At 32.3% G+C, this 19,213-nt stretch carries 18 protein-coding genes, 1 tRNA gene and 2 pseudogenes; 11 read left to right on the plus strand and 10 right to left on the minus strand.

Annotated features, from left to right (window positions below):
- Positions 1 to 81 precede the first annotated feature (81 nt).
- Positions 82 to 1,506: an SLC13 family permease gene (locus tag Q0J35_RS01005; RefSeq protein ID WP_363315689.1), complete on the plus strand. Its 1,425-nt coding sequence runs from the start codon at positions 82 to 84 to the stop codon at positions 1,504 to 1,506.
- Between the two features lies 1 nt (position 1,507).
- Here the strand turns inward: Q0J35_RS01005 and Q0J35_RS01010 are convergent, their stop codons facing one another.
- Positions 1,508 to 1,831, minus strand: a complete 324-nt coding sequence (locus Q0J35_RS01010) for a hypothetical protein (RefSeq protein ID WP_297192174.1) — start codon at positions 1,829 to 1,831, stop codon at positions 1,508 to 1,510.
- Positions 1,831 to 2,427 (minus strand): MBL fold metallo-hydrolase, encoded by a 597-nt coding sequence (locus tag Q0J35_RS01015; protein WP_297192176.1) that lies wholly within the window; start codon positions 2,425 to 2,427, stop codon positions 1,831 to 1,833. Before Q0J35_RS01015 ends, Q0J35_RS01010 begins: the two co-directional genes overlap by 1 nt.
- Before the next feature lie 58 nt (positions 2,428 to 2,485).
- Between Q0J35_RS01015 and Q0J35_RS01020 the strand changes: the two genes are divergently transcribed.
- Genes Q0J35_RS01020 through fliP form a run of 5 tightly spaced genes read left to right on the plus strand, consistent with a single transcriptional unit; the run spans position 2,486 to position 7,064 of the window.
- Positions 2,486 to 3,232, plus strand: a complete 747-nt coding sequence (locus tag Q0J35_RS01020) for an NAD+ synthase (RefSeq protein ID WP_297192178.1) — start codon at positions 2,486 to 2,488, stop codon at positions 3,230 to 3,232.
- Entirely contained in the window at positions 3,222 to 4,169 is a 948-nt protein-coding gene (locus Q0J35_RS01025; protein WP_297192179.1) for a tetraacyldisaccharide 4'-kinase, read from the plus strand. The genes Q0J35_RS01020 and Q0J35_RS01025 overlap by 11 nt, the downstream gene beginning before the upstream one ends.
- Complete coding sequence (thrC, locus tag Q0J35_RS01030) at positions 4,150 to 5,559, plus strand: threonine synthase (protein WP_297192181.1); 1,410 nt, start codon at positions 4,150 to 4,152, stop codon at positions 5,557 to 5,559. Before Q0J35_RS01025 ends, thrC begins: the two co-directional genes overlap by 20 nt.
- Entirely contained in the window at positions 5,556 to 6,266 is a 711-nt protein-coding gene (gene kdsB, locus Q0J35_RS01035) for a 3-deoxy-manno-octulosonate cytidylyltransferase (protein WP_297192182.1), read from the plus strand. The genes thrC and kdsB overlap by 4 nt, the downstream gene beginning before the upstream one ends.
- 60 nt (positions 6,267 to 6,326) lie before the next feature.
- Positions 6,327 to 7,064 (plus strand): flagellar type III secretion system pore protein FliP, encoded by a 738-nt coding sequence (gene fliP / locus Q0J35_RS01040; protein WP_297192184.1) that lies wholly within the window; start codon positions 6,327 to 6,329, stop codon positions 7,062 to 7,064.
- Between the two features lie 8 nt (positions 7,065 to 7,072).
- Here the strand turns inward: fliP and Q0J35_RS01045 are convergent, their stop codons facing one another.
- Entirely contained in the window at positions 7,073 to 7,588 is a 516-nt protein-coding gene (locus Q0J35_RS01045) for a GDYXXLXY domain-containing protein (protein ID WP_297192186.1), read from the minus strand.
- Positions 7,578 to 8,759 carry a DUF2157 domain-containing protein gene (locus tag Q0J35_RS01050; protein WP_297192188.1) on the minus strand — a complete coding sequence of 394 codons (1,182 nt, stop codon included), beginning with the start codon at positions 8,757 to 8,759 and terminating at the stop codon, positions 7,578 to 7,580. Before Q0J35_RS01050 ends, Q0J35_RS01045 begins: the two co-directional genes overlap by 11 nt.
- A 120-nt stretch (positions 8,760 to 8,879) precedes the next feature.
- Between Q0J35_RS01050 and rpsL the strand changes: the two genes are divergently transcribed.
- From rpsL to Q0J35_RS01075, 5 genes are all read left to right on the plus strand, one after another.
- A complete protein-coding gene (rpsL, locus tag Q0J35_RS01055) occupies positions 8,880 to 9,266 on the plus strand; it encodes a 30S ribosomal protein S12 (RefSeq protein ID WP_094325235.1) in 387 nt (128 codons plus the stop codon).
- Between the two features lie 69 nt (positions 9,267 to 9,335).
- On the plus strand, positions 9,336 to 9,806 hold the full coding sequence (gene rpsG / locus Q0J35_RS01060; protein WP_297192193.1) for a 30S ribosomal protein S7: 471 nt from the start codon (positions 9,336 to 9,338) through the stop codon (positions 9,804 to 9,806).
- A 12-nt stretch (positions 9,807 to 9,818) separates the two neighbouring features.
- Positions 9,819 to 11,894, plus strand: a complete 2,076-nt coding sequence (gene fusA / locus Q0J35_RS01065; RefSeq protein ID WP_297192195.1) for an elongation factor G — start codon at positions 9,819 to 9,821, stop codon at positions 11,892 to 11,894.
- A gap of 47 nt (positions 11,895 to 11,941) precedes the next feature.
- Positions 11,942 to 12,018, plus strand: a tRNA-Arg gene (locus Q0J35_RS01070).
- Between the two features lie 31 nt (positions 12,019 to 12,049).
- Positions 12,050 to 12,184: a hypothetical protein gene (locus tag Q0J35_RS01075; protein WP_297192197.1), complete on the plus strand. Its 135-nt coding sequence runs from the start codon at positions 12,050 to 12,052 to the stop codon at positions 12,182 to 12,184.
- A 110-nt stretch (positions 12,185 to 12,294) separates the two neighbouring features.
- Here Q0J35_RS01075 and Q0J35_RS01080 read toward each other — a convergent pair whose 3' ends face one another.
- From Q0J35_RS01080 to Q0J35_RS01100, 6 genes and pseudogenes are all read right to left on the minus strand, one after another.
- Positions 12,295 to 13,845 carry a type I restriction-modification system subunit M gene (locus tag Q0J35_RS01080; protein WP_297192199.1) on the minus strand — a complete coding sequence of 517 codons (1,551 nt, stop codon included), beginning with the start codon at positions 13,843 to 13,845 and terminating at the stop codon, positions 12,295 to 12,297.
- Positions 13,846 to 13,865: 20 nt separating this feature from the next.
- Complete coding sequence (locus Q0J35_RS08990; RefSeq protein WP_363315690.1) at positions 13,866 to 14,441, minus strand: restriction endonuclease subunit S; 576 nt, start codon at positions 14,439 to 14,441, stop codon at positions 13,866 to 13,868.
- Between the two features lie 4 nt (positions 14,442 to 14,445).
- Positions 14,446 to 15,081, minus strand: a complete 636-nt coding sequence (locus tag Q0J35_RS08995; protein ID WP_363315691.1) for a restriction endonuclease subunit S — start codon at positions 15,079 to 15,081, stop codon at positions 14,446 to 14,448.
- A complete protein-coding gene (locus Q0J35_RS01090; protein ID WP_297192200.1) occupies positions 15,078 to 18,161 on the minus strand; it encodes a type I restriction endonuclease subunit R in 3,084 nt (1,027 codons plus the stop codon). Before Q0J35_RS01090 ends, Q0J35_RS08995 begins: the two co-directional genes overlap by 4 nt.
- 44 nt (positions 18,162 to 18,205) lie before the next feature.
- Positions 18,206 to 18,286: pseudogene (locus Q0J35_RS09000) on the minus strand (hypothetical protein); the annotation flags it as partial.
- A 104-nt stretch (positions 18,287 to 18,390) separates the two neighbouring features.
- Positions 18,391 to 19,170, minus strand: a pseudogene (locus tag Q0J35_RS01100) (TdeIII family type II restriction endonuclease).
- Positions 19,171 to 19,213 lie beyond the last annotated feature (43 nt).

Raw genomic sequence — 19,213 nt, forward strand, 5'->3', positions numbered from 1 at the left:
GCTTACAATGTCTTAATATTTTTAAGAAGTATAAAGCATTGTTTAGTTATAATTTTTTAAACATCATTTGGGATAATTATTTTGATAAGATTTAGTATAAAAAGAATCAGAGCAAAGGCTAGGTCTAGAGCTAGAAAACGAAGTGATTTCGTAAAAACCTTGCTCGGTATTTTAATGGCTGTTTTTCTTGGTTTTTTTGGCTTTTCTTTCGTATTTTTTTATCTAGAAGCTTCTGTTAAAGTATCTATTTTGATAGCACTTATTGCTATATTAATTACTCTTTGGACAAATAAAGCTTTGCCAATAGGCGTTGTATCGCTTTTACCGATTATATTATTTCCTAGTTTTGGCATACTTGACACAAAAGAAGCTACTTCAAACTATGCAAATCCCATAGTATTTTTATTTTTGGGTGGTTTTATGATAGCAGCAGCCACTGAAAAAACGGGACTTCACAGATTGATAGCAAAGGTTTTTTTATCAAAATTTCCAAAGACACCGCAAGGGATTTTATATGCTCTAGGCTTTGCTAGCATCTTGCTTGGAAGTGCTTTATCTAATTCCACAGTAGCTCTTTTGCTTTTGCCTGTTGCTATGAGTATAAGTGATGATAAAATTTTAAAAACTAGATTTTTATTAGCTCTTGCTTTTTCAGCCAGTATAGGCGGAATTACTACCCCGATTAGCTCACCTGCGAATTTGATTTATTTAGGATTTTTAGAAAGCATAAATATGCCAAGTATAAGCTTTACAACTTGGATTTTTATGATGTTACCTTTAGTTTTTATTATGCTTTTTGCTATGGTTAAAATTTTAAGCATAGGTTTAGAAAAAAAAGAGCTTGATTTGTCTTTTTTTGAAGAAGTTAATATAACGCAGGAGCATAAAAGGTTGTTATTTTTCTTATCAGCCTTGCTTTTGATTCTTTTTTTAAATTCACCTATAAAGCCATTTTACGATGGTTTGGGTTTTAATGAAAATTTAATACTTTTAGCATTTGGCTTGCTTATGTTTGTGCCTAAGATAGGTTTTTTAAATTGGAATGATTCAAGAAGCATTCCTTATGAATTGATATTTTTATTTGGAGCGTCTTTTTGTATAGCTATGGCTTTTTCTCAAGCTGAACTTGGCGGAGCTTTTGCTAAATTTTTTGCACTTTTTTCGGATTTGCCTTTTGTATTTTTTGCATTTATAGCTAGTGTTTGTGCTATAATAGCTACTAGTTTGCTTTCCACAACAGCACTAATTGCTATAATACTTCCTATAATCAATGTCGCAACTACAAATTATTTAGACGATACTTATAGAATGCTTACTATGCTTTTGCTTACGATTTGTGCTTCATTTTCTTTTATGATACCAATATCCACCCCTCCTAATGCCATAGTTTTCAACCAAGGAGGCATAAAAGCTTTTGATATGATAAAATTTGGATTTTTGCTTAGCATTGTTGGAATTGTAACTGTTAGTTTATTTGGTATTTGGTATTGGTGGATCTTTTTATAATTTATTTTTTAAGTATCCAGCCTAAATAAAAGCAAAAAATACTTAAAACTATCATAAGCAAAATATCTTTTGAATAATTAAATACAAAGCCTATATTTATAAAAGCTAACATAAAAGCACCTGCTGCACTATATATACATATCACACTTAAAATTCCACTATCAGCACTTTTTCTACAAGGACAATTTTTATAAAGCTTTTTGAGTCTTAGTTGTTTTCCTTCTTGTGCTTCCTTGTGTTTTTTTGCGAATTTCATACCAAGAAAAGAGAAAATACAAAGCACAATTAAATAATAAATTATGTATTTGTATAAATTTTCTAGCATCATATAGCTCTTAAATAATATTTTATAGTTCTATGTTCGTTAAAAAGAGATGTTTCATCTCCGTGTCCTGGAAGTAATCTTAAATTTTTTTCGTATTCTAATACCCTTTCTAAACTATCTTTCATAAGCGATGCGTCAGAATATGCAAAATCGTATCTACCTATACTAGATCTAAATAAAAAATCCCCACTAAATGCTAAATTTTCTCCGACAAGTTCTATCATACAACAACCAGGAGTATGACCCGGAAAAAATAAAAATTTAAATTTGATTCCTTGTATATCTATCTCATTTTCATCTTTTATTAAAATATCGGCTTGACTTTTTTTATGCCCTGTGTTAAAGGGATCTTTTAGCATAAATTCATCTTTTTCGTGTATGTAGATTGGTATTTTAAATTCTTGTTTTACAGATTCATTATCCCAAACGTGGTCAAAATGCCCGTGGGTATTGAGTATGGCTACCGGATTTTTAGCTTCTTTTTTTATGAAAGAAAGGGCATTTTCTCCCGGATCGATTATATAATCCTTATCATCTATGTTTAATATATAGCAGTTTGTTGCATAAGCACCGCAAGCTTGTTTTTTTATTTGCATTTGTTTAACCTCAAATACTAAAATATTAAAATTAAAGTATTATATCAAAGCTTAAAAAATGAGAGATTATAAAAAATTAGAAAATTTTCTTTGTGATTTCATAGAAAAATATTGTAAAGAAAGTGGTGCAAATGGCGTGATTTTAGGACTTAGCGGTGGTCTTGATTCTGCATTAGTTGCTTGTCTTTGTAAAAAAGCTTTAAAAGACAATGTTTTTGCACTTTTAATGCCGACAAATAGTTCAAATGAAGCAAATTTAAAAGATGCTTTATCTCTGTGTAAAGACTTAAATTTAAAGCATAAGCTTATAAATATACAAAGTATTTTAGATAGCTTTATTCTTTCTTGCGATGATGTAGATAGAATTCGTATGGGAAATTTAGCTGCTAGGATTAGAATGTGCTTACTTTATGATTATTCTGCTTTATTGTCTTATCTTGTAATTGGCACTAGCAATAAAAGCGAATTACAACTAGGATATGGGACTATATATGGGGATTTAGCTCACGCTTTTAATCCGATAGCACAGCTTTATAAAAGTGAAATTTTTTCCTTTGCTTCTTTTGTGGGTGTGCCAGATATTTTTATAAAAAAAGCACCTAGTGCGGATTTATACGATGGGCAGAGTGATGAGCTTGATTTAGGTTTTTCATATGAAGAGATAGACGAGGTTTTAATGGCTATAGAAAACAACAAGGAATTAAGCTATTTTGATAAAAATTTAGTTGATATGGTTAAAGCTCGTATGAAAAAAAATGCTTTTAAGCTAAAAATGCCTAGGATAGCGGATATAAATGAGATTTAAAACTACTTGGCTTGATAGCTATTTTTATAATCCTAGTTTGTTTCAAAAAATTCTATCTTTTCTTTTATTGCCTTTGTCTTTTTTGTATCTTTGTGTAGCCTTATTAAATACATTTTTTATAAAGAAACAAAATTTTAAACTTCCCATAATTAGCATTGGAAATTTAACTGTTGGAGGTTCCGGAAAAACACCTACTTGCAAAGCCTTAGCTAGTTTTTTAAAAAAAGAATGCGGTTTTAAAAATGTATTTATAATTTTAAGAGGATACAAAAGAAAAAGCAAAGGCTTACTTTTAGTAAAAATTCAAAATGATATAAAATGCACTGTTAAGGAAAGTGCAGATGAGGCTATGGAATATGCTTTTTATGATGATATAAATTCCGTGATAGTAAGCGAAGATAGAGTAAAAGCTATTTTAAAAGCCCAAAATTTAGGGGCAGATTGTATCTTGCTTGATGATGCATTTTCTAAATTTTACATAAAAAAATTTGATATTTTGCTTGAGAATAATATAAAACCTTATTTTAATTTTGTTCTTCCTAGTGGAGCTTACAGACTCCCTAAAGCTTTTAGGAAAAGAGCTGATTTTATAGCTAAAGAAAATGAAGATTTTATAGTTTATTCTTATACGAAAGAAAATAGAAAAGCCATTTTGATCACAGCTATTGCTAAACCATTTAGATTATACGAACATTTTGCAAAGGCTAAAGCTTGTTATTTTTTTAAAGATCATTATGAATTTAAAAAAGAAGAGCTTAAAAACTTGCTTGAGAAACACAAATGCGATACACTTATGCTAACAGTTAAGGATTTTGTAAAAGTAAAAGATATGGGCTTTAAAACCCAAATTATAGAGCTTAACATAGAGCTTAAAGATTCTTTTAAGCAAGAAATAAAAAGATATTTAAAGGATTTTGATGAAGCTTGTAAGAACTAGAAATTCTGAAATAGAGGTTGATTTTAAAGAAGCGGTTTTAAACCCTAGCACAGATGATAATTCTTTATATGCACCAAAAACATTGCCTAAATTTAACCTTAAAGATCTTAAAAATTTATCCTACAAACAGTTTGCATTAAAGCTTATACAAAGTTTTGAATTTGATGTAGATTATGAGGTATTTAAAAAAGCTTTGGATTCTTATGAAAATTTTGATGATAAAGACTGTCCTATATATATATTTAAGGCGAGTGAGAATCTTTATATAAATGAACTTTACCACGGACCAACTAGAGCATTTAAAGATATGGCTTTGCAGCCTTTTGGGGTGTTGTTAGATGAGCTTAGTAAAGACAAAAAATTTTTGATACTTTGTGCAACTAGCGGCGATACTGGACCAGCTACATTAAAAGCCTTTGAAAACAAAGATAATATAAAGGTTGTTTGTATCTATCCGCATCTTGGAACTAGCGAGATTCAGGCATTGCAAATGAATACTATGCAAGCAAAAAATTTAAAGGTTATGCCTATAAGTGGAGATTTTGATACTGCACAAAATATTTTGAAAACTCTTTTAAATGATAAAAATTTTTCTGATAGCTTGTCTAAATTGGGTTACTGTTTATCAGTGGCAAATTCTGTTAATTTTGCTAGAATTTTATTTCAAACAATTTATCATTATTATGTAAGTTTAAAGCTTAATAAAACTATAGATATTATCGTTCCAAGCGGTAATTTTGGAAATGCTTTAGCAGCGTATTATGCTAAAAAAATGGGAGCTAATATAGACAAGATAAAAATAGCCTCAAATTCTAATAATATATTAAGTGATTTTTTTACAAAAGGCGAATATGATTTAAGAGGCAGAATGCTTATAAAGACTATTTCTCCGGCTATGGATATACTTATATCATCAAATATAGAAAGACTTATATTTGATAAATTTGGAGACAAAAGATGTAAAGAACTTTTTGATTCTTTAAAAGAGTATTCTTTTTTTCAACTAAAAGAAGATGAACTTCAAGCTTTAAAGGAAGATTTTGAAGCAGACTTTTGTAGCGATATAGAGTGTAAAGAGTATATTAAAAAATTTTCTATAACCAGCATAATAGATCCTCATACTGCTACTTGTTTTAAACTTATAGATAAGAACAAAACACAAGTTATATGTTCTACTGCTGAATGGACTAAATTTACTCCTAGTATGTATGAGGCATTGTTTGGAACGTCTTGTCATAGTGAAATGGAAGCTATGATAGATATAGCAGAAAGATATGAGATTGGCATAAAAGTAGATATTTTGGATCTTTTTGATAAAAAGAAAAATGAATTAAAAATTTATGAAAGCAAAGACTTGAAAGATAATATTTTAGAATGGATTAAAAAATGATAATAATACCAGCAAGGTTACAATCTACAAGATTTGAAAATAAAATTTTGTGCGAATTAAAGGGTCTTCCTATGTTTGTGCTAACTGCTAAAAATATGCAAGAAGTAGATGATGTTTGCATAGCTTTAGATGATGAAGAAGTTTTAAATATAGCTAAAAAACACGGATTAAAAGCTGTTATGACCTCTAAAAAACACGAAAGTGGCACAGATAGGATAAACGAAGCTTGTGAAATTTTGGGCTTAAATGATGATGAAATAATAATAAATGTCCAAGCTGACGAACCTTTTATAGAAAAGGAAAATATAGCTAAATTTAAGGACTTTGCAAAACAGTGCCTTGCTAATGAAGCTTTTATGGCATCTTGTTACAAAGAAATTTCCAGTAAGCAGTGCGATGATTTTAATTTAGTAAAATTAGTTACCGATACTTCTTCCTTTGCCTTGTATTTTTCAAGATCAAAAATTCCATTTGAAAGAGATGAATTTAAGGATAAATTCAAGGGGCATTTGGGTATATATGCTTATACTGTTAAATCTCTTAGAGAATTTTGCTCTTTTTTACCTTCTGCCTTAGAGCAGGCTGAAAAATTGGAGCAGTTAAGAGCTTTAGAGAATGGTAAAAAAATAAAAATGCTAAAAATAGAAACAAAAAGTATTGGCATAGATACGAAAGAGGATTATGAAAAAGCACTTGCTTTGTTTTAACAAAAATTCAGTGTAAATTTGCTAAAATCCATATCCTAACAACGCTAGAATGGACTTATTTTGAGAATTTTATTTTTATTATTATTTTTATCATCTTTTTTATTTGCCGCACCAGAAGTTACAGTGCCAACTGTAAATTTAAGTCTTAGTGCTCCAGATACTCCGCAACAGTTAGTTACAGTTTTAAATGTAGTTATAGTTTTGACTATATTAGCTTTAGCTCCTACTATAGTATTTGTTGCGACATCATTTTTAAGATTAGTCATAGTTTTTTCTTTTTTAAGACAAGCTCTTGGCACAACTACTATGCCACCAAATACTATAATAGTAACTTTTGCTTTGATATTAACCTTTTTTATAATGGAGCCAACTGCCACAAAAGCTTACAATGAAGGTGTAAAGCCTTATTTAGCAGAGCAAATAGGCTATGAGGAGGCTTTTAATTTAGCATCACGTCCTTTTAAGGATTTTATGCTTAAAAACACTAGAGAAAAAGATTTAGCTCTTTTTTATCGCATAAGAGACTTGCCAAATCCAAAAACGGTAGAGGAAGTGCCACTTACTATAATAGTTCCAGCTTTTATAATTTCAGAGTTAAAAACCGCTTTTGAGATAGGTTTTCTTATATACCTACCTTTTTTGGTTATAGATATGGTTATATCATCTGTGCTAATGTCTATGGGTATGATGATGCTGCCCCCGGTTATGATTTCTTTACCATTTAAGCTTTTGATTTTTGTTTTGGTAGATGGGTGGAATTTACTTGTGCAAAAATTGGTAGAAAGCTATATGATTTGATCGGCTTATTAATTAGATTCTAATGAAAATCCTCCTTCTTTATCATTACCGATTTGCGATTCTATATTAATTATCCTTGCCTTTCCATCTAATACTTTTGCAGTAACCACTACTTCTGTGCCTGTAAGTTTTCTTTCAAGCTCTAAGGCCCTTTCTTTTGTGGCAAAGTATTTATTTATGTATTTTAATTCTAAATTTAAGCCATAAGTCCTTTTTGCTTCTATGAAAAGTCCTTCTTTTGGTTTTTCGTTTTCATAAAGTTTGTCAAAAGTATAAATTCCATTCTCACCTTGCTTTAAGCTAACATAAAATTTTTCTTTACCATCCATATACCTATCTGCTTTTAAATTTAAATTATAGTTAAGTCTTACATAGTGTCCTGATAACAAATCTCTAGGATCATATCCACTTGCTAAAAGTTTTACTTCTTTTCCAAAATAAACAGGTAAAAAAGCCAATATAAACATAAGAGCTATTAAAAAAAATTGCAAAGCAAACGGTAAAATCAAGCCTTTATTTTTCATTCTTTTTCCTTAACAAAGTTGCAAAAAATGCTACTACAAACGTTAAAATGCCAAATATAGCAAGATATACAAAAGATCTAAACAAATCTTCTGCAATTACAAAATTCATACAAGCCACAGCAAACACAGCAAAGAGTCCTAGGTAAATTTTATCTATTTTTATCAGATAAAGTCCAAGACTTAGAACTAAAACTGAAAAATAAAAATACACTATATCAAGCTCGTATGATGTGTAAAGAGCAGATGTTACATAGTTTGCAATAAAGATAGCAAATATAAAAAAAGCTATAAAAAATCTTTTAAAATATATATTTAATAAAAAAAGCAAGATTAGCAATATATTAACCACATTTAAAGAAAATAAAGGCGTAATAAGAAATGTATCTTTTACATTAAAACTATAAAAAAGCAAGGTGAATATTAGTGTAATATATGATATATTGTAATAATTTTTAGCTCTTATGGCTATTAAAAATAATGGAATATACCAAGTAAGAAAACCTAGCATAAAATCATAATCATAAAGCCTTACTCCAAAAAATAAAAAATTTGCATACATAAATAAGAATATAAAATTAATAAAAACTAGAATTTTTGAAGCCATTAAAAACTGTATTAAAAAGCCCAAGATTAAAAATATAACAAAAAAATTCGCCACAAAACTGTCTTGGCTATCAATTGCTAAGGTAAAAGATAAACAAGCAAAACAGTAGCTTTGTATAAAAAGCCAAAAAGAGTTAAAATGTGAGGCTAAAAGTAGGGCACAAAAAGCTGTTAGTAAAAGAGCTAAAGGGCTATTGTCTCCTAGATGATAAATTTGAGAAAGTAGTGCCATATTTGCCAATAATGCAAAGGAGCTAAAAAAGGCAAAGGCTATCTTTAAATTTTCATTTTTAAAAACAAAGCTTAAAATTTGAGCTCCAAGCAAAAGGCATAGTAAAAATATAGTTTGAAAGACTCTTGATAAATCTTCCCAGTTGTAAGCTACTAAGCAAAGTAGTGATAAGCCTAAAAATAAAAATCCTACAATTACGGCTAAATATATGGAGTGGTTATTTTGTTTTAAATCATAATACTTTACTATCTTCTCAAAATTATCTTTGCTTATAAACTCTTTTAAATACAGAGTTTCAAGCTCTTTTTTTATAATAGCTTTTTTTAAATTAAACACAATGAAGCCTTTTTTATGTTATAAAAATCTCATTATATCCAAATGTTCGTAAATATTTAAGTAAAATTAAGCTAAATTTAGCTAGTATCTAGCTTTTAATTTTGTAAGAAAGGAATTACTGTGCCAACCATAAATCAATTGGTTAGAAAAGAGCGTAAGAAAGTTTTAGTAAAATCTAAATCTCCAGCGCTTAAGAATTGTCCGCAAAGAAGAGGAGTTTGCACTAGGGTTTATACAACAACACCTAAAAAACCAAACTCAGCTCTTAGAAAAGTTGCCAAAGTAAGACTTACTTCAGGCTTTGAAGTTATTAGCTACATCGGTGGTGAAGGTCATAACCTACAAGAACATAGTATAGTTTTAGTACGTGGGGGTAGGGTAAAGGACTTACCGGGTGTTAAATATCACATAGTGCGTGGTGCGCTTGATACTGCTGGTGTTGCAAAAAGAACTGTATCTCGTTCTAAGTATGGTGCCAAAAAACCTAAAGCAGGTGCGGCTAAATAATATAAAATTACAGACAAATCCTTGATTTGATTTTGTTTGAGTAAAATTTTTAAATTTGAAGGAAGATAAATGAGAAGAAGAAAAGCTCCCGTTAGGGAAGTATTGCCCGATCCGATTTATGCAAGCAAAGTAATTACAAAATTTATAAATGCTCTTATGTATGATGGCAAAAAGAGTGTTGCTACTTCGATCTTATACGGTGCCTTAGAAAACATAGATAAAAAAGGTGGAGAAAAAAAAGGTATAGATGTTTTTAATGAGGCTATTGAAAATATAAAACCTATATTAGAAGTTAAATCTCGTCGCGTTGGTGGGGCAACTTATCAAGTGCCTGTTGAGGTGCGTCCTGCTAGACAACAAGCTTTGGCTATTCGTTGGATAATATCTTTTGCTAGAAAAAGAAGCGAAAGAACTATGATAGAAAGATTGTCCGCAGAACTTTTAGATGCTGCAAATAGCAAAGGTGCTTCATTTAAGAAAAAAGAAGATACTTATAAAATGGCAGAAGCTAATAAAGCCTTTGCTCACTATCGATGGTAAGAAAGGATTTGTATGTCAAGAAGCACTCCATTAAAAAGGGTTAGAAATATAGGTATAGCAGCTCATATAGATGCTGGAAAAACTACCACTAGCGAAAGAATTTTATTTTTTACAGGTATGAGCCATAAGATAGGCGAAGTTCATGACGGTGCTGCTACAATGGACTGGATGGAACAAGAAAAAGAAAGAGGTATAACTATAACCTCTGCTGCTACTACTTGTTTTTGGAAAGATTTTCAAATAAATCTTATAGACACCCCAGGACACGTTGATTTCACCATAGAAGTTGAAAGATCTATGCGTGTTTTAGACGGTGCTGTAGCTGTGTTTTGTTCTGTTGGAGGAGTTCAGCCTCAAAGCGAAACTGTTTGGAGACAAGCTAACAAATACGGCGTTCCTAGAATAATTTTCGTTAATAAAATGGACAGAATAGGTGCAAATTTCTATAACGTAGAAGAGCAAATAAAAACTAGACTTAAAGCAAATCCTGTGCCTATACAAATTCCTATTGGTTCAGAAGATGATTTTAAGGGCGTTATAGACTTGGTTACTATGAAAGCCTTGGTTTGGGAAGATGATACAAAGCCTACAGATTATGTAGAAAAAGAAATTCCAGCAGAGCTTAAAGAAAAGGCTGAGGAATACCGCACAAAGATGATAGAAGCGGTATCCGAAACTTCTGATGAGCTTATGGAAAAATATCTTGGAGGAGAAGAGCTAAGCATAGATGAGATAAGAGCTGGACTTAAGGCAGGTTGTTTAAATTTAAGTATGGTTCCTATGCTTTGTGGAACTGCCTTTAAAAATAAAGGAGTTCAACCCTTGCTAGATGCTGTAATAGCCTATTTGCCAGCTCCTGATGAGGTTGCAAATATAAAAGGAGAATATGAAGACGGCACAGAAACATCTGTAAAATCAACTGATGACGGCGAATTTGCAGCACTTGCTTTCAAGATAATGACCGATCCATTTGTGGGACAGCTTACTTTTATAAGGGTTTATAGAGGTAGTTTAGAAAGTGGTTCTTATGCTTATAACTCCACTAAAGATAAGAAAGAAAGAATTGGACGTCTTTTAAAAATGCACTCTAATAAAAGAGAAGAAATTAAAATTCTTTATGCTGGAGAAATAGGGGCTGTCGTAGGATTAAAAGATACTTTAACAGGCGATACTTTAGCAAGTGAAAAAGATAAGGTTATACTTGAAAGGATGGATTTTCCAGATCCTGTTATATCTGTTGCAGTTGAACCTAAAACTAAAGCTGATCAAGAAAAAATGTCTATAGCTCTTAATAAACTAGCACAAGAAGATCCTAGCTTTAGGGTTAGCACTGATGAAGAAAGCGGACAAACTATCATCGCTGGCATGGGAGAGCTTCATCTTGAAATAATAGTAGATAGAATGCTTAGAGAATTTAAGGTTGAAGCTGAAGTCGGACAACCTCAGGTTGCTTACAGAGAAACAATAAGAAAAACAGTTGAACAAGAATACAAATACGCCAAGCAATCAGGAGGTAGAGGTCAATACGGTCATGTATTTTTACGTATCGAGCCTATGGAAGCTGGAAGTGGCTATGAATTTGTAAATGATATAAAAGGCGGTGTTATACCTAAAGAATATATCCCAGCTGTAGATAAAGGCATACAAGAAGCTTTGCAAAATGGTGTTTTAGCCGGTTATCCTGTTGAGGATGTAAAGGTTACTGTTTATGATGGAAGCTACCACGAAGTGGATTCCTCTGAAATGGCTTTCAAACTAGCTGCTTCTATGGGTTTTAAAGAGGGTGCTAAAAAAGCTGGTGCCGTTATACTTGAGCCTATGATGAAAGTTGAGGTTGAAACCCCAGAAGAATATATGGGCGATGTTATAGGCGACTTAAATAAAAGAAGAGGACAAGTAAATTCTATGGACGAAAGAGGCGGAAATAAGGTTATCACCGCTTTTTGTCCTATGGCTGAAATGTTTGGCTATTCAACTGATCTTAGAAGTCAAACACAAGGTAGAGCTACTTATACTATGGAATTTGATCATTATGATGAGGTTCCAAAAAATGTTTCTGAAGAGATAATTAAAAAAAGAAACGGTTAAATTTGGGTGGAATTTTCCACCCCTTCCTTCCCCGCTTTTTATTATTTGTCCTCGTAGCTCAGCAGGATAGAGCGCAAAATTCCTAATTTTGAGGTCGCAGGTTCGAATCCTGCCGGGGACACCATAATATTATTTAAATTTATAAGAGCTATGCGGTGCGTATTGCTAAAGAGAATGAGAAATTTGATGAGGTATTTGCTCGTTTAAAAAAAAGCTTACGGGCTAACAAAAAAGCGAATATGTCTCTCATATTCTGCGTTTTACATTTGAAAATGGGTGGTTTTGTATGAGAGATTGGCTACTCTAAAAACAAGAGTGCCTTTTGATGATTTTGCTTTTACACAGAAAAACCTAATTCCACTTGAGAATTTTTGCAATCACTAAAAATAGCATTTTTTCTTTACACTCCTTCAAGCTCTGCGATGATAGCATCTATTTGCAAACGTAGCTTACTTTGTCTTGCCACGATTTGCGTGATTTCTGCATTTAAAGCTTTTATATCTATCTTTTCCCTTGTATCCTCTGGCTCTATATAGCTTGATACGCTTAAATTATACCCATTTGCCTCTATTTCCTCCATACTTACAGACCTTGCGATATGCTCTATGTCTTTTCGTTCTGTATAGATTTTTAGGATAGTATCACGGTTTTGTTCTGTAAGGACATTTTTCTTTGTAACTTTTTTGTATTCTTTACTTGCATCGATAAAAAACACCTTAGAATCTTGCTTGTTTTTCTTAAGCACCATTATGCAAGTGGCAATGCCCGTGCCAAAGAAAAGATTATCAGGAAGAGCGATGATAGAATCTATAAAATTTTGCTTGATTAAGTATTCGCGGATTTTTTTCTCCGCACCCTCTCTATATAAAATTCCCGGAAAGATGACAATAGCCGCCGCTCCTTTGTTTGATAGCCACGCTAAGGAGTGCATAATAAAGGCAAAATCAGACTTAGACTTAGGAGCTAGCACACCAGCAGGAGAGTAGCGAGGGTCATTGATAAGCACAGTATTAGAATCGCCCTCCCATTTGGTGCTATATGGGGGATTGCTTACTATTACGTCAAATGGCTCATCATCATAATGATAAGGCTTTATAAGTGTATCATCGTGCGCTATGCTAAATTTTGTAAAATTCACATTATGCAAAAGCATATTCATACGTGCTAGGTTGTAGCTTGTGATATTTATCTCTTGTCCAAAATAACCAAGTGCAGGTTCTTTATCTAAAATCTTTTTATATTGTAAAAGCAAAGAGCCAGAGCCACAAGCAGGGTCATAAACTTTGTTTGGTTCTTTTACCGTGTGCAAAGTAAGACGTGCTAAAATCTCACTCACTTCTTGCGGAGTAAAAAATTCTCCCCCGCTTTTGCCTGCACTACTTGCATACATACCCATCAAATACTCATAAGCATCACCAAAGGCATCGATTTTACTATCTGCATAATCAAAATTTATCTCGCTAATGGCTTGCATTATTCTTGCTAGTTTTTTGTTTCTTTCTACCGTGCTTTTTCCAAGCTTATCGGATTTCAAATCCATATCATCAAAAAGCCCTTTAAAATTTTGCTGTGCTTTGTCTGTAGGTAAATCCTCGCTTGATTTTTGGATATTAGCAAAAACGGAATTTAAGTGCTCGTTAAGATTTTCCAGATATTCATTTTTTTCAGCAGATTTTAAAACATTTTCAAAAAGCTCACTTGGCAGGATAAAAAAGCCTTTTGCTTTGGTGATTATAGCCTTGGCATTTTTCGCTATCTCATCATCTAAGCTTTCATAATTATCCTCTCCCATACTCTTCACATAGTTTTTGAGATTTTCGCATAAAAAGCGGTAAAACAAAAATCCCAAAACATAACTCTTAAAATCCCAGCCATCTACGCTACCTCGTAATTCATTAGCGATTTTCCAAATGCCTTTGTGTAGTTCTGCTCTTTGTTTTGTGTTTATCATTTTTTATCCTTTTTAAAATTCTAAAAGCTTAAAAGCTTTTCTCTGTAATACTCATATTGCTTTTTCCTCGCCTTTATCTCAGCAGGGAGTCCCTGGCTTAAGTCATTAGCTAAAGATTCAAATTTATCTAAAATACTTACGATTTTTTCTTGTATTTCTAGGGGCGGGAGGGGGATTTTAAATTGTTTAAACTTTTTCATATCCACAGAAGCAAAGCCTGATACATTGACATTATTCCTACACCACTCCCCTAAAATAAAGCAATAGTAATAAAAGTATTTCATATTGAGAATCTCACAACAATTCACCTGCGGACTCAAGCAAGTGAATCGTTGATTCGCAAGCGAATCAACGATTATCAGTGCGTGTTCGCCAATAGTAGCAGTCGTAGAAATGATAATAGAATTTGCAGGGAATAATTTGCCGCCTTTTACCGCCTCTGGTGTGATATGCTGGATAGAATCTGCTAAAATTCTGCCATTTGTCCGAATGTCGTCCATTCTAAACCAAGGGATAGTGCCATTTTCCCAATATTCTTTTTTAGCCTTGCTTGGTGTGTATCCGTTCCTAATAATAAAAAGATCTCCCAAAGCCATATAACTAATGCCCCCCCCCCGTGATAGAATCTAGGTAATCAAAGCTTAGTAATTTTTCTCTATAATAGGCGTATTGCTTCTTTCTAGCTTCTAGCTCTGCTTCTAGCTCTGTAAAGGTATCGAGAATAGTTACTATTTTCTCTTGCACTATTAGAGGCGGAATTGGGATTTGGAATTTTTTAAATTCTTCTACTGTAATTGTTTTAATGATTCCGCCTCTTGCCTTTTTCTTTTCTTCATCAAATTTCATAAAAAGCACATAAGCAAAAAATTTAATATTTATTGGTATTTTATAACTTTGAAAAATAGCCAAAGTTCTATCTACATAAGAATCATATTGCGTAATTGCAACACGACCGATTGAGCCTTGTAATGTAACAATAACCGTATTTTTAGGAACAAAAACGCTTTTTAATTGTGCTATTTTTGAAATAGTTTGTTTTGTAGTTTCGGTAAGTTTCATATTATCGCCCACATCAGCCACTTGCACGAATGGGGCAGAATCTTCACCGCCATACCATTCAGTTTTGGTGTAGGGTTGTGGAAAAGAACCACGCCTAAAGTTTGCAACTTCCCCCAATGCTTTATACTCCACCCCATTAGGACAATGCGTTTTTAGTAATTCTTCTATGCTATTCATTTAGTTTCCTCCACTAAAATATAGGCAAATTCTTTGAATCTATCAAAAAATTCTCGCATTTGTGCGATAACATTTTTGCGTTTAGCTTCATTTTCTTCTTTTTGCTTACCTCCTGCAAAAATCGACATCTTAGGCAAAACCTCGCTAATCTCTACGCCAAGCTCTTGAAATTCGCCTATTTTGATAGCGTTGTATAAAAAGTCTTTAGCTTTTTCTTTTTGTAAGTTTTCAGATTCTATAAGTTTTTGTAAGTGTTCTTTGTATTTGTCTTTTATAAAGCTTTTAAAGAGTGAATCAAAATCCTCACTCTTGCTACCTGATAAAAGCTCTAAAAACTCCCGTAATAATTCTTTTTTGTTTCTCAAACTAGGACTTGATTCAAGGCTTTTTAGAATCTCTTGCTTTATCTTACTGTCTTGTTTGTTGCTGTATGTTTGCAAGAGAAACATTATATACTCGACATTGACTTCTACTTGCTTTATAAGCTCTATTTCAAAAACTATGTCATCATCAATTCGTGTGGGGGTTGCTTTAGCAGGGCGAATCCTCTCCCAAATATCTACATAATGGCTTTGATAGTCTTGCTTGTCTGCGTGGGTAAGTGTGGAAATTTGGCTAAATTCATCAAATACGCGCAAAATATTTTCTAACTTTAAGATACGGTTAAAAAGCTTTATAAAGTCTTTTTCCTCTGTATCTGTGCTAAGTGGAAAACTTGAAAGGGAAAAATTTTCTTTAAGCTCTTTTGTAAGCTCTTTATAACCTTTGTGGTAGGTTTGATTTTCATCAGTGTAGCCCTCTAAATAGTCTTTAAAACTTCTAAGCAAAGCTATGCTTTGAGTTTTTTTATCGCCATAGAGTTTTAGGCTGTCATTAGTGGCTTGTTCTAGGTTTCTAAAGCATACGACATTGCCAAAATTTTTGACTTCATTGTAGATTCTATTTGTCCGTGAAAAAGCTTGCATAAGGGAGTGGTATTTGAGATTTTTATCTACCCATAGAGTATTTAAGGTTTTAGCATCAAAGCCTGTGAGAAACATATTTACAACTATTAAAATATCTAACTCTTTATCCTTAAGTCTTTTTGAAATATCTTTATAGTAGTTTTCAAATACTGATGTATCAAAGCTCGTGCCAAAGATAGCATTATAATCTTTTATGGCAGATTCTAAAAATTCTTTAGAGCTTTTTGTATCTGCACCAGAATCTAACTCATCTAAATTTTCATTAGCTATATAGCTGTAAATAATGCCTATTTTTAGCCTTTCTTGTTTAGGTTTATGCTCTTGTTGCTTTTTAAATTCTGCATAATAGGCTTTTGCTGCTTCTACTTCTTGTGTGGCAAAGATAGAATTAAATCCTTTTAATCTTTTTTCTTCTAAAGAATAGTGTTTATTACGCAAGGTTTTAGAATCAAAATGCGTAAGTATGTATTCTACGATGGTAGCTATACGCTCTGGATTATTTAGGGCGGATTTTGTATCTATGCTATTTACTTGCTCTTTTGATTCTAGTTCTTGGATTTCTTTTTCTTTTATGGTGTTTATGTATTCCACTCTAAAAGGTAGGACATTTTCATCTTTGATTGCATTGACTATGGTATAAGTGTGCAAACAGATTCCAAAAGTTGTTTCGGTCGTTTGGACTAAAGCTTTTTGTGTTTCATTGCCTAATGTATCTTTATCTTTTATGGTGCTGTATTTGCCACTTGGGGCATTTTCTTTCATTATGGGTGTGCCACTAAAGCCAAAAAGATAGTATTTTTTAAAAGCCTTTGTGATAAGGCGGTGCATATCTCCAAACTGACTTCTATGGCATTCATCAAAGATAATCACTACTTCCTCATCAAAAATACTGTGCTTTTTGTATTTATTTACAAAGATTGAAAGTTTTTGAATGGTGGTTATGATGATTTTACTTTGTGAATTTTCTAGTGCTTTTTGAAGTTCGTTTGTATTTTTTGTGCTATTTGCTGCACCTTTTTGAAATTTGTCGTATTCTTTCATCGTTTGATAATCTAGGTCTTTTCTATCTACGACAAAAAGCACTTTTTTGATAAATGGTAATTCACAAGCAAGTTGTGCGGTTTTAAAGCTTGTAAGTGTTTTGCCGCTTCCTGTGGAATGCCAGATGTAGCCACCAGATTCTTTACTGCCATAAAGCTTGTGATTATGTGCTATAGTGATTTTTTCTAAAATTCTCTCACTTGCTGCGATTTGATAAGGTCGCATAATAAGCAAAATATCATCAGTATTAAACACGCAAAAACGCGTCAAAATAGCTAAAAGCGTGCGTTTGCTAAAAAATGTTTTGGTAAAATCCTCTAAATCTAAAATGATGTTGTTTTTACTATCAGACCAAAACATAGTAAAGCTAAAACTTGCATTTTGCTTACTTTTGGATTTATCTTGGCTGTATTGTGTGGAATTGCTATAATATTTTGTTTGAGTGCCATTACTGATAACAAAAATTTGCACATATTCAAACAAGGCATCACCTTTGCTAAAGCTCTCTCTTGCGTATCGTTTGATTTGATTAAATGCTTCTTTGAGTTGCACGCCTCGCTTTTTTAATTCAATATGCACTAAAGGCAGACCATTTACAAGTATGCTTACATCATAGCGATTTTTATAGCTTCCTTCGTCGTTGTGAAATTGGTTTATTATTTGTAAGTGATTATTATGAAGATTGTGCGTATCAAGCAATTTGATATTTTTCTCGCTGCCATCATCTCGCTCTAAAAGCTCGGTATGTCCTTTTTCTTGTATCATTTTTGTTTTTTGTTTAAAGTCTTTTTGTGTATTTGCTAAAGAAGTTTTATAAAATCTTTCCCATTCTTTATTGCTAAAAGTTACATTGTTAAGCCTTTCTAACTGGGTTTTTAGATTTTCTTTAAGGCTTGGATAGTCTTTGATGTGTGAGGCGTATTCATAGCCTTGAAGTTGCAAGTCTTGTATAAAAGCTTTTTCTAAAGCCTCTTCACTTTGATAGCCTCTATCTTTGCTTCTTTTGGCTTCATAGTGGGCTACTACGGTGCTAAAATCATTTTGACTGATGAGGTTTTGATGTGTTTCTTGCATTATTTTGCCTTATTATTTTTTTTATTGAATTATATCTTAAATTTTCACTCCCATTCTATCGTGCCCGGTGGTTTTGAGGTAATGTCATAAACTACGCGATTTATCCCCTCTACCTCGTTTATGATTATAATAAAAAACTCACCATATCCATTAGAAAGTTTAGAGATACTATAGCAAGCATAATCAAAATATTTTTCATTTATTTTACTCAAATTTTTATTCTTAATTTTTAATAAGACAATCTAAACTTCTTAAAATACTCATCAATCTCGCCCCTCATTTCACAGCCTACTTCTTCAAAGGCTTCAAGCAAGACTTCATAGCTGGAATTTCCACCTAAAAAATTCCAGAATTCACTTGCTACTTTGAGTTCAGAATCTAAATCCAGCATCCCTGCCATAGTCCATCTCTCATATGGTTTTGGCTCGTAAGGATTGTAGGGGATAGCTATAAGGCTATGAATATTAAGCTTTGGCTCATTGTAAGCAAGGCTTGCCACCCAAGTTAAAAGTGTGCGTTTGAATTCTTTAAAGCCGCCTTTGTTTGGCTTGGCAGTTTTTATGTCTATGAGATAGACCTCATCGTCCTTTTGTAAAAATAAATCTATTTTTGTGGGCTTAATCTTGCTTATTTCACCATTTCTTGCTACTTGTAAAATCCTTTGTATTTCTAAATCTTTGCAAGGCTTAGAATCTGCTCTTTCTAAAGAATCCATAATGTCTTGTATCACCCTTTGAGCCTCTTTTGTGATGATGTTTCCTGCTTCAACCTGCCTTTTTACCACATCAAAATGTTGCAGTGCTAAAATCTATGCCACAGGCTCAAAAATGCTCGTGCCAAAATTTGTATTAAGACTTTGAATAAAGCTATAAAGTGCCATTCTATCCTTACCTAAAAGCCTTGTATGAAATGGCATAAAAGAACTTTCAGGTTTATAGTTTGCAAATTTTTGCCTCAAAGCATTTCTTAGTTTTTCTTTGATTTTTTCTTGGCTGTGTGCTAATTGTATTGCTAGATAAAGAAAAAATAAAAGTGCCTAGATTAGCACTTTT

It is taken from the genome of uncultured Campylobacter sp., assembly GCF_944323605.1.
In the GTDB taxonomy this organism is placed as follows: domain Bacteria; phylum Campylobacterota; class Campylobacteria; order Campylobacterales; family Campylobacteraceae; genus Campylobacter_D.

Coding starts and splice junctions, on each gene's coding strand:
- Q0J35_RS01090 (WP_297192200.1), bottom strand. CDS start 18,161: ATGCAAGAAACACATCAAAACCTCATCAGTCAAAATGATTTTAGCACC.
- Q0J35_RS01020 (WP_297192178.1), top strand. CDS start 2,486: ATGAGAGATTATAAAAAATTAGAAAATTTTCTTTGTGATTTCATAGAA.
- Q0J35_RS01025 (WP_297192179.1), top strand. CDS start 3,222: ATGAGATTTAAAACTACTTGGCTTGATAGCTATTTTTATAATCCTAGT.
- fusA (WP_297192195.1), top strand. CDS start 9,819: ATGTCAAGAAGCACTCCATTAAAAAGGGTTAGAAATATAGGTATAGCA.
- thrC (WP_297192181.1), top strand. CDS start 4,150: ATGAAGCTTGTAAGAACTAGAAATTCTGAAATAGAGGTTGATTTTAAA.
- rpsG (WP_297192193.1), top strand. CDS start 9,336: ATGAGAAGAAGAAAAGCTCCCGTTAGGGAAGTATTGCCCGATCCGATT.
- Q0J35_RS01045 (WP_297192186.1), bottom strand. CDS start 7,588: ATGAAAAATAAAGGCTTGATTTTACCGTTTGCTTTGCAATTTTTTTTA.
- Q0J35_RS08990 (WP_363315690.1), bottom strand. CDS start 14,441: ATGGCTTTGGGAGATCTTTTTATTATTAGGAACGGATACACACCAAGC.
- Q0J35_RS01080 (WP_297192199.1), bottom strand. CDS start 13,845: ATGATAAACACAAAACAAAGAGCAGAACTACACAAAGGCATTTGGAAA.
- Q0J35_RS01010 (WP_297192174.1), bottom strand. CDS start 1,831: ATGCTAGAAAATTTATACAAATACATAATTTATTATTTAATTGTGCTT.
- kdsB (WP_297192182.1), top strand. CDS start 5,556: ATGATAATAATACCAGCAAGGTTACAATCTACAAGATTTGAAAATAAA.
- Q0J35_RS08995 (WP_363315691.1), bottom strand. CDS start 15,081: ATGAATAGCATAGAAGAATTACTAAAAACGCATTGTCCTAATGGGGTG.
- Q0J35_RS01015 (WP_297192176.1), bottom strand. CDS start 2,427: ATGCAAATAAAAAAACAAGCTTGCGGTGCTTATGCAACAAACTGCTAT.